Below are 12,879 nucleotides of genomic sequence, written 5' to 3'. Positions count from 1 at the left end.
TTTTATCTATTGTAACAGTATTTTTAGCTTATGTCGGTATTGGAATGGGTAAAAGCTGGGATGAATTTAAGGCTTTAGGTTGGAGAGCCATTATCATTACTGTATTGGTTATTGCTTCAACTTATTTTGGCGCTGCAATTGTAGCTCATATTGTTCTTGTTTTAACCGGTGTTCCAGCCGTTTAAACCTACTTCTTATTTTTTTTAATAAACTATTTAAGATTATTTTTACATAAATAATGTTGAGATTATTATGTTTTTGCGAGATATTTCTAAATTTATTTCAAACTATCGTTATGAACAGGCTACTGTTGAGTCAATAAATACTGTTAAGGCAGCTTTTCTTGATTTTTTTGGTGTAACCTATAGGGGAGCTAATGAAAATTCTCCATCATTGGCTTTTAACACTATTGATGAGATATTTCACGTTAATGATAATTCAGGTTTGAAAGCATCAGTCATTGGAAAGCCAGGTGTAAAAACTAATGTATTGAATGCTGCTTTTTTAAATGGTATTTCAGCACATACCTTAGAGTTGGATGATGGCCACAGACAAGCTCAAGCACATTTGGGGGCTGTAATATTTCCGACTGCTTTAGCAATATCTGAAGCTTATGGGTTAGGTGGTAAAGAATTTTTTGAAGCTGTTATTGTAGGTTATGAAGTTGGAATACTCCTTGGAAAAATGGTCAATCCTCGCCATAGGGAAAATGGTTTTCACACAACTGGAACTATTGGAACTTTTGTTTCCGGTGCTGTTGCATCTAAATTACTTAAACTTGACGAAACACAGATAGTTAATGCTTTAGGTTTGTGTGGAACTCAGGCGGCAGGATTATTGGAATCAGATCATGCTGGAAGTATGGGTAAAGTTCTTCATGTTGGCAAAGCAAATTATAATGGTATATTGTCTGCATTTCTTGCAAGAAATGGGTTCACTGGTGCTGAAACCATAGTTGAAGGTTCTGAAGGATTTTTAAAGTCAATGGTTTATAATGAAGATTTTAATAGTGATGATTATTCTTTTGATTCAATTTTGGAAGATGTTGGAATCGTTAAGGTCAGGGATATTTACTTTAAAAAGTATCCGTTTTGCAGGCATCTGCATTCTTCCATAGATACTGCACTTAAATTAAGGACCAGTCTGGGTGAAGAGTATATTCATATTGAAAATGTGGCAGTTAAAACATATGGTGTTGCAGCAGACCATAATAATTTCAACCCGAAAAACCTGGAGGAATTAAAACAAAGTCTTCCTTATGCTGTAGCCATAACTCTGGTTATGGGGGAAGTTACTATAGATTCATTGGATAGATTAGTTGACTATGGGTTATTTGAAAACTATTCCACTGTTGATAAGGTAAATAATATTAAAGATCTTGTAAATAAGATGATTATTTTGGATGATGAAAAGTTAAATGAGTTATATCCAAACAAAAGGCCTTCAAACGTAATAATTAAATTGGATGAAGAGTTTAGAAATGGTGTATTTCAAAATATTACTTTTATTCCTAAAGGGGACTTTGAAAATCCATATGACCTAAGTGAATTGATTGACAAATTCAAGAGTTTAAATCCGAATTATAATATTAATAATCTAGTAATAATTGATGAATTGGGTAATTATTCAATGACTGATGTTGTTGGGGTTTTAAATGAATAATACTAAAGATTTTTTAAATCAGATAGGCATTGGTGAAGTTGATTCTAATTTTAAATCAGATAAGACTTTTGAAGATGGGGGACAATTCAGATTTGAAGTTCCCGGAATTCAATCACCTAAAACAATGAAGACTCTTTTGGATGAGGCTCAAAATCAGAATATCGTAATTCACAGAGTAACGCAGACCAAAGGAATAATGTTGCTTAGTGATGATGAAATTGTTGAAATGGTTGATTTGGCTAAAGAGTATGGCTGTGAATTATTTTTATCAGTTGGACCTAGAGCAACCTACGATACTTCCGCTACTGTTCATACAAAAGAAGGAAGTAGGATTGGTTATCGTTTAAGAGGCTATGACAATCTTCTTTATGCAATTGAAGATGTTAAAAGGGCTGTTGGATTCGGTGTTCGTGGAATATTGCTCTATGATGAGGGTTTATTGTATGTCCTAAATCAGATGAGGCTTGAAGGGGTTTTGCCTAAAAACCTTCACTTTAAAATATCTGCGCATGCAGGTCATGGAAATCCCGCTTCAGCAAAACTTCTGGAATCCATTGGTCTTGATTCTCTAAATCCAGTTCGTGATTTACAAATACCTATGCTTGCATCAATTAGAAATGCTATTGACATCCCAATTGATTTGCATACGGAAAATCCAAAATCCACAGGAGGATTTATCAGGCATTATGAAGTTCCTAAATTTATTGAAGTCGCATCTCCGGTCTATCTCAAAACTGGAGGTTCCGTTGCAGCCAATCACAACTGGGACACGACAGAAAAAGAAGCAATTGCTAGAATAAAACAGGTTAAACTGGTTGAAAGGATGATAAAACGCTATGCACCAGATGCAGTAATGTCTCCTAAAGATTCTAATGATTTAGCAATTCCTGAGTGATTATAATGGACATTGTTGATAATGTAGCTGATTCCATAATTAAAGCAAGCACCTGTTTATCTCAAGATAAGAAAAACGCTTTAAAATCCGCCATTAGGAATGAAACTAATGAAAACGCATCATGGGCATTAACTCAAATTTTAAGAAACTATGAAGTTGCCGAAAAAACGAAGTTTCCATTATGTGACGATACGGGAATCCCTCATGTGGTTATCGAGCTTGGAGCAGAAAGAGAAATTACCTCCGAATTAATAGCCCAAATTAATGAGGGAATCTATCAGGGATTAAATAAACTTCCTGCAAGGCCTATGGCAGTAAAGGGAAATGACATTGAAAGAATTGAGCAATCATGCGGACTATATGATAATCCGGGTTTAATGAAGCCTGCTTCCTTTTTAATAGATAATGCTCAAGATCCCGATACGCTGAATGTTCATTTTTTGCTTCAGGGAGGAGGACCTGAAATAAGAGCAAAAACATATAGAGTTTATCATAAACGTTCTTTTGATGTTGTCATCAGTGAAGCAATCGGTTGGCTTGAAGATTCTTTAAAGCTTCTGGGCTGCACTCCTTCAATTCCTGCAATTGGCATTGGAAGAACTCACTATGAAGCATCATCATTAATGTTAAAAGCAATGATTCATGGCAATTTGGATAACTTAGCCAATGAGGAAAAATATGTCAGCGAAAAATTAAACCAAAGCAATATTGGACCTTTGGGATTCGGCGGCAACACTACTGTTTTGGGCACTTTTATAAAAATTGGAAATCAGAGGGCCAGCGGAGTTCGCATAGTTTCAGTTAGGCCATCCTGTTTTGTCGAGCCAAGAAAATCAACTCTAAAATTATAATTGTTATACTATAACATTTATTAATCTTATGGGATTATATTTTAATCATGCAAGAAAATAATTTCCATGTAAATGAACACTCTTTAAAAACTACTATTTCTAATGTAGAACCCAATAAGCTGACTACAAGAGGATACAATCAACAGGATTTAATTGAAAAAATTCGATATGGAGATATGATTTATTTGCTTTTAAAAGGAAGATTGCCTTCCATTAAAGAAAGTAAAATGTTTAATCATGTTCTAGTTTCCTTTTGTGACCATGGTGTAACTCCTCCAAGCACACAAACTGCAAGAATCATAGCTTCATCAGGTTCATCCATGAACTCTGCAGTTGCAGGAGCATTGCTTTCTTTTGGTCACAAACATGCAGGAGCTATTGAAAAAACAATGAATTTATATCAGTCTAGAATAAACTCATTAATTCTAACGGAAGATTCTGATTTGGACAATAAACAAATTGCAAGTTTGGCAATTGATATTTACAACGATTATTTACAAGGTAAAGAAAAAATACCTGGTTTTGGTCATAGGTACCATACAACTGATCCCAGGGCAGAAAAATTAATTCAAATGGCAATCAAAGAAGGTTTTGTTGGACCTCACATTAAATTGGCAGTAGCTATTGAAGATTTAGTCCATCAGAATAAGGGAATAAAGTTAAATGTGGATGGTGCAAATGCCGCTATCTTATCAGATTTGGGATTTACACCAGATTTGGGTTTAGGCATTTTTATTATAGGTCGTGTTCCGGGAATTATTGCTCATATTCATGAAGAAAAAATGGATGAAGATGAATTTAGGCGTTTTTGCGATTTAGATGATGTAGTATATGGGGGTCCTTAAATGGAATTTGATGAAGTAATCAATAAGAGGTATAGTGTAAGGGGATATTTGGATAAAGAGGTTGAAAAGGAAAAATTGGATTATGTTTTAAAGGCCGCTACTATTGCTCCAACTGGAGTAAATTATCAGCCTTTTAAAGTCTATGTGATTGATACAAAGAAAAACAAGGAAGCATTATCCGAAATATATTCTGCTAAATGGTTTACACAGGCACCATATGTGTTGTGTGTAGTTGCAAAAACCGACGAGGCATGGGTTAGAAAATATGATAATAAATGTATTTCAGATATTGATGCAACAATTGTAATGGATCATATTATTTTAGCAGCAACCAATGTAGGTCTTGGAACCTGTTATATTGCAGCATTCAAACCGGATAAAGCAAGAGAATTCTTACAGCTTGAAGATTCAGAGGAACCTGTATTATTCACTCCTCTCGGTTACGGTGATGCTGAACCTAGAGATACTCCAAGAAAAGAAATCGATGAATTTACTGTATACTTATAGATTAACATGGATTTATTTATTTTAAAGGCAGATAATTCTAAAGAAATGAATAGAATTTCAGAGGAATTATCTGAACATAAATTTACGAAAAAACAGGAAGAAAAACATTTCATTTTAATGCAAAAGAAAAGATATGGAAATTATTATGTCCATATTTTATTCTTGGTTATTGGATTATTTGTTACTGCATGGGCATTATTAGTAAATCTTGTATATTTCACATACAGTTACTTATGGGCTTCACCTTATGTTTTAATAACTACTGAAATGAAATCTGAAGAAGGTGAAGACTTGGAGTTCAATACTATGGAACAAGTGCTTGAAAAAGCAAATAAACTATTTTAATTAATTGTGTGGTTGAAGGAAATGATTACCCTATGATTTCCTCAACATCATATTCTTCTATTTTTCTTATTATCAGTGGCGTTGATATTGAAGGGTTGTCGTATTCTGATTCTTCTCCAATCTTGGCATTGATGAATACTTCATTGACTTGAGGTTCCAAAAACAAGGTCAAAATGTCTTGTCTGAACTCATCATATTCCTTTTGAATTTTTTCATCGGCTATTTTTAATAGTGGAAGCTCTTCTGTCCATATGTCTTCGCCAGGGGAGAATTTTTTATATTGAAGTTTGTCTTCAAAAATTTCTCCGTCAAGCATCATTTCAAAGTTCTTGTTAAGTATTATCCAAACACATCTTTTCATAAAAATAGTATTTATATTAAGATAATTAAATATTGATGTATGGCTAATGTTAAACTTTTTAAAATGCTTGGAATGTTTGTAGCTATTATATTAATAGTTGTTGGAATTCTTCCAATAGTTCGAGGAGATGTATTAACTAATGATACAATTGCTACATCAATTATTCTTGTTCTTTTAGGTATTGCTTATCTTATTATATCATATAAACCTGAATGGACAAAAGCAGTCTTTTTCTTTGAAGGTATTGTTATTGGTGTCGTAGGTTATTCCATATTGGATATTCCATATAATTATGGCTTTGCTATAATTGGTCTTATCATTATTACAATAGCTATTTTGGCTTATCTTATGAAATTGCCTAAAAGTATTCTTAAATTTTTCTATAGATAATCTTTTTTTCCTTTATTTTTTTTAATTCTTTTTTTAATACTTTTTATTCATAAAACTGTTTTATTTTTGTTATTATTTTTTAGTTTAAGTCATGTTTAGTTTTATTTTTCAGAAAAATATAGTAAAAGATATATATTATACTTAATAAAAATTAAATATACCATGGTGATTTATTATGGCAGAGATATCAGAAGCAATCGCAATGATAAAAAAAGCCGAATCTGATGCTGAACAACTAATTATTGATTCAGAATCTCAATCAAAAGATTTAATTAATGAATCTAGAGTTAATGCCGAATCAATAATAGCTGAGGCTAAGAAATCAGCAGAGGAAGAAGCTAAAAATACTGTTTTTGATGCAGAAGATAAAGCTAAAGAAGAAGCTAAAACTATTGCTGCTAATTCTGATAATGATGTAAAAGCATTAAAAGAAAAGGCTATGGCAAATGTTGATGAAGCTGCTTCAGTTATTGTCAAAAATATTTTGTAGTGAGAGATTATATGTTCAAGACAGCTAGAATGCGAAAAATTAGAATAGTTACACTCGAGAAGTATGTAGCTCCTACAGTGGATGCTCTCCACGAACAAGGGTTAGTACAAATGAGTGACATTTCTGAAAGTATTCAGCAAGATCCTGAATTGGCGGAATTAGTAACTCCAGCAAAAGCTACTCCATATGCGGGAAAATTATCTTCACTCTTGATGAAAACTAACGGTATATCTGAACTTTTCGGAAATTCTTTATCAGAAGGCCATGGGTTGAAAGACACTTTAATGTCTTTTATTAGTCCGGATATGCCAGTACAGAAAGAAATTGAAGATTTGGACACTGAGGCTTTTATTGAAAAAGCTGAAGAAACGCTATCTCAAGTAGGGAGTAAGACGCATGTTATTGAGGGAAAACTAGCCGCTCTCGACTCCGAAACAAGTGAATTAAAGTCTAATAAAAGTTTAGCTAGACATTTATATAATTTTGACATGGATTTAGCTCTTTTAAAAGATTCTAAGTACACTTCTACAACTGTTGGTAGGATTAACGCTGAATCTACTTCAGAAATCAAAAATGAATTAAGTAAATTGACAGATGAATTAGAAGTATATACTGTTCCTATGACTGATGATAAAGAAGGAAACATCATTGTTGTAGTAACATTAAAAGAGTATAGTGATGATGTTTATTCAACACTTCGTAAATTTGACTTTGAGAAAATAGAAATTGGTGATGTTGAAGGTACTCCTCAACAGATTATTTCCAATGCTGATTCTAGATTATCAGCTATTGAATCAGAACGTAATACTGTTAAAACTGAATTAAGAGCAGTTGCTGAACAGTGGGATGATGAAATACTATCTCTCAAAGAACAATTAGAAAATGAAAAAGAAAAAAATGAAATTCTTTCTGCTTTTGTTCAAACTAAAGATTCCTATGTTCTTGAAGCATGGGTACCTGTAAAAGATACAGAAAAAGTTGAACAATTAGTTGAAAAAAGCTCCGAAGGACATTGTGCTTTTGAATTAATTGAAGTTGAAGGCACAGATGACGAAGACGTTCCTGTTTTACAACAAAATGGATGGTATGCAAAACCATTTGAATATCTCGTTGAAATGTACTCTCCAGTACGTTATAACGAAATTGATCCAACTTTGTTCCTTGCAATTACTTTTCCATTCTTCTTTGGGTTCTGTTTAACTGATGCAGGTTATGGTATACTAGTATCTTTAATCGGTGTAATTTTATTACGTGGATTAGGTAAAATTAATAAAACCATGAATGCATTCGGATGGATTTTAATATGGTCTGGTCTGTGGGCTATAATTCTGGGTTTAGTAACCAATGGTGTTGTTGGAGACTTGCCGAAATACTTTAGTGTTAAAGTACCGACCGTAATTGGTGCTGTTGAAGCATTTGAACATCCTGATCATATCTTATATATAGCTATCGCTGTCGGTGTTGTTTATACTAATATCGGTTTCATAATTGGTGCTATTGATAATTTAAGATATGGAAATGTTAAAGAAGCTCTCGGATCCCAAATTTGTTGGTTCATATTTGAAGCAGGTATTGTTTTCCTTGCTTTAGGATATATGGTTCCTGCAGTAGGTATAATCGGATACGCAATAGGTGGAGTATTGGTAATTATAACCCTTGGAATTTTAATATGGGCTAATGGTGCATATGGTGTGATGGATGTTTTCAGTTATATGGGAGATATCTTATCTTATGCGCGTCTTTTAGCATTATGTTTAGCTACTGGTGGTATTGCAATGACCGTAAACATCTTAGCTAATTTAATTAATGGTATGGTTCCAATCCCAGTTTTAGGTATAATTCTTGCAATAATTATATTTGTATTTGGACATATCGCAAACTTTGCTTTCCAGGTATTGGGTGCATTTATTAATGCTTTGCGTCTTAACTATGTTGAGTTCTTTTCACAATTCTTCATGAGTGGTAAGGGTAAATTCGAAGCTTTCAAAGCAAAAAGAACATTTACTAAAATTAAAAATTAAAAATTTTTCATTTATATACTTTAAATTAAAATTAAAAATCAATATTATTTCAAAGGTGAATTAATTATGGTAGTAGAAATTACAGGTACTGCTTTAGCAGCTATTGGTGCTGGAGTAGCAATTGGTTTTGCCGGATTAGGTTCTGGTTTAGGTCAAGGTATGGCAGCTGCGGGTTCTGTAGGTGCAGTTGCGGAAGATAACGATATGTTTGCTAGAGGTATTATTTTCTCTGCATTACCAGAAACTCAGGCTATTTATGGGTTCTTGATTGCAATTTTATTATTAGTTTTCTCCGGATTATTAAACGGTGATTTATCTCAATTTGACCTTAATGTAGGTATCATAGCTCTTGGTGTCGGTGCAGCAATTGGATTTGCTGGTTTAGGTTCCGGTATGGGACAAGGTATAGCTGCAGCATCCTCTGTTGGAGCTGTTGTTGAAGACAACGAAATGTTTGCTCGTGGTATTATTTACTCTGCATTACCAGAGACCCAAGCTATTTACGGTTTCTTGATTGCTATCTTGCTTATGGTATTCAGTGGAATGTTGGCTGCTTAAGGAGGCAATTTATATGAGCTCAGGCACAGATAAAATTGTTTCAAGCATTATGTCTGAAGCCCAAGGGAAAGCTGATGTAATCATTCAGGATGCAAATGCTGAAGTTTCAGCAATTACTCAAAAAGCTGAAAAAACTGCAGATGCTGAAAAAACTAAAATTTTAGAAAATGGTGTAAAACAATCTGATATGAGATATCAGCAAATTATCTCTGAAGCTAAGATGAATGCTCGTAGAGCTGAATTAGGCGCTAAGGAAGAAGTAATCGAGGCAGCTTTTGAAAAAGCTACAGCTGAATTAAAAGAAAAAGCTGCATCTGGCGATGAAGAATACGATGATGCATTAACTAAAATGATTAAAGAGGCTGCTGATGAAATTGGTAGTGATGATTTAATTATTCAATTAAACGAAGCTGATACTAATAAATTTAAAGATCAACTTTCAAATGCCTCTACTTTCGAAATTGAGGGTATTAAGTTTGAAATAGGTGAACCTATCGATACTATCGGTGGTGCTGTTTTAAAAACTAGTAATGGGGATATTGAAGTTAATAATACTATTGAAGCTAGGTTAGATAGATTTAAAAGTTTATTACGTAGTGAAGTTGCAGAAATTTTATTTAAATAATATAGGAGGATAAATTATGGTAGATTATGCAGCAGTAAGTGCTTTTGGATTTTCACTAGAGACAACCATTGTCTTTTGTGTTATAGCATTACTTATTGTTGGTGCAGTTGTTGTAATCATTACATCTAGACCAATTTTGGACATTTATCCTTATCTTAACCCGAGTGCAAGAGTAAGAGCAAGAACAGGAAGATTATTTGATGAAAAACAAATTTCTGAACTCGTTGAAACCAACAATGTTGAAGAAGTTGAAAATTATCTCAGAGGTAGTCCTGATTATGCTAATGTTTTAGATGAGTATCCACTTGATAAAGCATTGGATGTTGAACGTGCTAATACATATGACTATATTGCAAGAGTAGCTCCTAAAGATGTTAAAGGCCCATTTGTCATAATGTCAAAGAAAACTGATATTGACAATATTAAAAGTCTTTTAACTGCTAAAGAGGTAGGTCTTACTCCTGATGAAACAAGAGAGTTATTAATCCCTTGTGGATCTTTATATGACGATTTAACATCTCTGGTTGACACTGACAATGTTACAGATATCGTAACAAGTTTAGACTCCACTGAATATGCAACTGTTTTAGAGGACGCTCTTCCAGAATATGAAGAAAAACAAATGACTCTTCCATTAGAAGCGGCTTTAGATAAATATTATTTAAGCAATTTATTACGTTCTTCTGATGTTCCTTCCGATGAAAATAAACAAATTTTATATTCATATGTTGGAACTCAAGTAGATGTTGATAACCTTAAATTAATTTTAAGAGCTAAAGAAGATGGTTTAACTTATGATGATATTTCACATTACATTTTGGCTGACGGTTATCAATTACGTGAATGGAAACTTAAAGATTTAATGGATTCACCAGATGTTACAAATGTGATTTCTGGTTTGGAAGGAACAAAATATTCCAGTGCATTAGCTGATGCAATGCCAGTTTATAATGAAACCGGTTCCGTTGCTGTATTTGAAAAAGCATTGGATGCATACTCTTCTAACTATTCAAAATCTTTAGCTATTAAAAAACCATTAGGTATTGGTCCAATTATTGGTTATTTAAGTCAAAAAGAAAATGAGATTAAAAATTTAAAAATTATTGCAAGAGCAAAAAGAGAAGCAGATTTCCCTAATTCTAAAATCATGGAGATGTTAATATGAGTTCCGTAGCAATTATTGGTGATATTGACACTGTATCTGGATTTAGACTTGGTGGTGTCAAAAAAGCAGAAGTAGTCAATACTTCTGAAGAAGCTATTGCAGCTTTTGATAAATTTTTAGATGAAAACATTTCAATTATTATTATTACTCAAGTATTAGCTAATGAAATTAGAGATCATATTTCTAGAAAAATTGGTTCTGATGTATTACCAATGATAATTGAGATACCTGATAAAGATGGGTCCTCAGAAGGGTCCGCTGATCAAATGAACGATCTTATTAAAAGAGTCATCGGGGTAGAGATGGTTAAATGATTATTGAAGGAAAAATTATTAAAATTGCTGGGCCTGTTATTATCGCAGATGGTATGAGAGGAGCCCAGATGCTTGAGATGGTTAGGGTAGGTGAACAGAAGCTTATCGGGGAAATTATCGAACTTGAAGGTGACACCGCAACTATCCAAGTATATGAAGAAACAGCCGGTATTCAACCGGGTGAAGTAGTTGAATGTACAGGAGGTCCATTGTCTGTAGAACTCGGTCCTGGTGTAATGAGTTCTATTTTTGATGGAATTCAAAGACCATTAAGAATCATCAGAGAAGAATCTGGTGACTTTATTGCTAGAGGAATTGATGTAGATTCTGTAAATAAAGAGAAAAAATGGGCATTTAAACCTGTAGCTAAAGTAGGAGATGTTTTAAAAGCTGGAGATGTTCTTGGTGAAGTTCAAGAAACAACCGCAGTTTTACATAAAATTATGGTTCCTCCAACTTTAGAAGGTGAAGTAACTGAAATTGCTCCTGAAGGCGAATATACCGTATTGGAAGATATTGCTGAAGTAGGTGGCGAAAAAGTACAAATGCTCCAAAAATGGCCTGTTAAAAGAAGCCGTCCTTATGTTAGAAAATTAGACCCAGATATACCATTGGTAACTGGTCAAAGAGCACAAGACACTTTCTTCTCCGTAGCTAAAGGAGGAGCAGCAGCTATTCCAGGTCCATTCGGATCAGGTAAAACTGTTACTCAACAGCAATTAGCTAAATGGGCTGACGCAGATATTGTTGTATATATCGGATGTGGAGAACGTGGTAACGAAATGACTGAGGTACTTACTGAGTTCCCATTCCTTGACGACCCTAAAACTGGAAACCCATTAATGGACAGAACAGTTCTTATTGCAAACACTTCTAACATGCCGGTAGCAGCTCGTGAAGCATGTGTATATACTGGTATTACTATTGCAGAATATTACCGTGACCAAGGTTACGATGTAGCACTTATGGCAGATTCAACCTCAAGATGGGCTGAAGCTATGAGGGAGATTTCTGGAAGATTAGAAGAAATGCCTGGGGAAGAAGGTTACCCAGCATACTTAGCATCCAGATTAGCTCAATTCTACGAAAGAGCTGGAAGAGTAGAAACTATTGGTACCGAATCCAATGTTGCATCTATTTCCGTAGTTGGTGCTGTATCACCTCCTGGTGGGGACTTATCTGAACCTGTTACTCAAAACACATTACGTATCTGTAAAGTGTTCTGGGCGTTAGATGCATCCCTTGCAGATAAACGTCACTTCCCTTCAATTGACTGGTTACAAAGTTATTCCTTATATGTAGACAGTATTGAAGGTTGGTGGGCTGAAAATGTAGCTGCAGATTGGAGAGAAACTCGTGACCAAGCTATGAGTCTTTTACAAAAAGAATCAGAGTTACAAGAAATTGTACAATTAGTTGGTCCTGATGCATTACCAGAAACTGACCAAGCTACTTTAGAAACTACACGTATGTTAAGAGAAGATTTCTTACAACAAAATGCATTTGATGACGTAGATACATACTGTGCTCCAGATAAACAGTATAAAATGTTAAAAACCATTCTTAAATTCTACGATGAATCTCTTGCAGCTGTTAACAGAGGAGCTCCTATTGCAAATATTGTAGCTTTACCTGTTAAAGAAGAAATTGGTAAAATGAAATACATACCACAAGATGAATTTGATGCAAAAATTGAAGAAATTCAATCCGCAATTACTAAACAATGCAGTGAGGCTTAAAAATGAATACAAATATTAAAACTAGAGAATATACTACTGTATCTGAAGTCTCAGGTCCTTTGATGGTTGTTGAAGGAGTAGAAGGCGTTGGTTACAATGAAATTGTAGATA

Annotated in this window: 15 protein-coding genes and 1 pseudogene; 15 read left to right on the top strand and 1 reads right to left on the bottom strand. The window is 33.9% G+C overall.

Translation table 11 applies throughout. The annotated features are described in order from the left end of the window. The 7 genes and pseudogenes from ACKI3Q_RS01585 to ACKI3Q_RS01555 form a co-directional block, all read left to right on the top strand. Nucleotides 1–185 (top strand): annotated as a pseudogene (locus tag ACKI3Q_RS01585) (hypothetical protein); the annotation flags it as partial. A 67-nt stretch (nt 186–252) separates the two neighbouring features. Next, entirely contained in the window at nt 253–1,662 is a 1,410-nt protein-coding gene (locus ACKI3Q_RS01580) for an MmgE/PrpD family protein (RefSeq protein ID WP_407413633.1), read from the top strand. Next, nucleotides 1,655–2,557, top strand: a complete 903-nt coding sequence (locus tag ACKI3Q_RS01575; protein ID WP_407413631.1) for a peptidase — start codon at nt 1,655–1,657, stop codon at nt 2,555–2,557. The genes ACKI3Q_RS01580 and ACKI3Q_RS01575 overlap by 8 nt, the downstream gene beginning before the upstream one ends. 5 nt (nt 2,558–2,562) lie before the next feature. Beyond that, nucleotides 2,563–3,408 carry a fumarate hydratase gene (locus ACKI3Q_RS01570; RefSeq protein WP_407413629.1) on the top strand — a complete coding sequence of 282 codons (846 nt, stop codon included), beginning with the start codon at nt 2,563–2,565 and terminating at the stop codon, nt 3,406–3,408. Between the two features lie 47 nt (nt 3,409–3,455). Further along, entirely contained in the window at nt 3,456–4,253 is a 798-nt protein-coding gene (locus tag ACKI3Q_RS01565) for a citryl-CoA lyase (protein ID WP_407413627.1), read from the top strand. Continuing rightward, a complete protein-coding gene (locus tag ACKI3Q_RS01560) occupies nt 4,254–4,760 on the top strand; it encodes a nitroreductase family protein (protein ID WP_407413625.1) in 507 nt (168 codons plus the stop codon). Nucleotides 4,761–4,766: 6 nt separating this feature from the next. Then, nucleotides 4,767–5,105 carry a hypothetical protein gene (locus ACKI3Q_RS01555; protein WP_407413623.1) on the top strand — a complete coding sequence of 113 codons (339 nt, stop codon included), beginning with the start codon at nt 4,767–4,769 and terminating at the stop codon, nt 5,103–5,105. 25 nt (nt 5,106–5,130) lie between these two features. Here the strand turns inward: ACKI3Q_RS01555 and ACKI3Q_RS01550 are convergent, their stop codons facing one another. Continuing rightward, nucleotides 5,131–5,466 carry a hypothetical protein gene (locus ACKI3Q_RS01550; protein ID WP_407413621.1) on the bottom strand — a complete coding sequence of 112 codons (336 nt, stop codon included), beginning with the start codon at nt 5,464–5,466 and terminating at the stop codon, nt 5,131–5,133. A 39-nt stretch (nt 5,467–5,505) separates the two neighbouring features. Between ACKI3Q_RS01550 and ACKI3Q_RS01545 the strand changes: the two genes are divergently transcribed. The 8 genes from ACKI3Q_RS01545 to ACKI3Q_RS01510 all read left to right on the top strand — a co-directional run bounded on the left by ACKI3Q_RS01545 (nt 5,506) and on the right by ACKI3Q_RS01510 (nt 12,768). Continuing rightward, nucleotides 5,506–5,856 (top strand): hypothetical protein, encoded by a 351-nt coding sequence (locus ACKI3Q_RS01545; protein ID WP_407413619.1) that lies wholly within the window; start codon nt 5,506–5,508, stop codon nt 5,854–5,856. Between the two features lie 175 nt (nt 5,857–6,031). Continuing rightward, entirely contained in the window at nt 6,032–6,346 is a 315-nt protein-coding gene (locus ACKI3Q_RS01540; RefSeq protein WP_407413617.1) for an HrpE/YscL family type III secretion apparatus protein, read from the top strand. Nucleotides 6,347–6,357: 11 nt separating this feature from the next. Next, complete coding sequence (locus ACKI3Q_RS01535; RefSeq protein ID WP_407413615.1) at nt 6,358–8,367, top strand: V-type ATP synthase subunit I; 2,010 nt, start codon at nt 6,358–6,360, stop codon at nt 8,365–8,367. Nucleotides 8,368–8,433: 66 nt separating this feature from the next. After that, nucleotides 8,434–8,925, top strand: coding sequence for a V-type ATP synthase subunit K (locus ACKI3Q_RS01530; protein WP_407413614.1), 492 nt, complete (start codon nt 8,434–8,436; stop codon nt 8,923–8,925). A 13-nt stretch (nt 8,926–8,938) separates the two neighbouring features. Then, nucleotides 8,939–9,550, top strand: coding sequence for a V-type ATP synthase subunit E (locus tag ACKI3Q_RS01525; RefSeq protein WP_407413612.1), 612 nt, complete (start codon nt 8,939–8,941; stop codon nt 9,548–9,550). Between the two features lie 16 nt (nt 9,551–9,566). Next, nucleotides 9,567–10,715 (top strand): V-type ATP synthase subunit C, encoded by a 1,149-nt coding sequence (locus tag ACKI3Q_RS01520; RefSeq protein ID WP_407413610.1) that lies wholly within the window; start codon nt 9,567–9,569, stop codon nt 10,713–10,715. Next, nucleotides 10,712–11,029, top strand: coding sequence for a V-type ATP synthase subunit F (locus ACKI3Q_RS01515; protein ID WP_407413608.1), 318 nt, complete (start codon nt 10,712–10,714; stop codon nt 11,027–11,029). Before ACKI3Q_RS01520 ends, ACKI3Q_RS01515 begins: the two co-directional genes overlap by 4 nt. Then, nucleotides 11,026–12,768, top strand: a complete 1,743-nt coding sequence (locus tag ACKI3Q_RS01510) for an ATP synthase subunit A (RefSeq protein ID WP_407413606.1) — start codon at nt 11,026–11,028, stop codon at nt 12,766–12,768. Before ACKI3Q_RS01515 ends, ACKI3Q_RS01510 begins: the two co-directional genes overlap by 4 nt. Nucleotides 12,769–12,879: the final 111 nt, after the last annotated feature.

This window comes from Methanobrevibacter sp. (assembly GCF_045636185.1).
Classification (GTDB): domain Archaea; phylum Methanobacteriota; class Methanobacteria; order Methanobacteriales; family Methanobacteriaceae; genus Methanocatella.
This window is presented reverse-complemented; position numbering and strand designations above follow the sequence as displayed.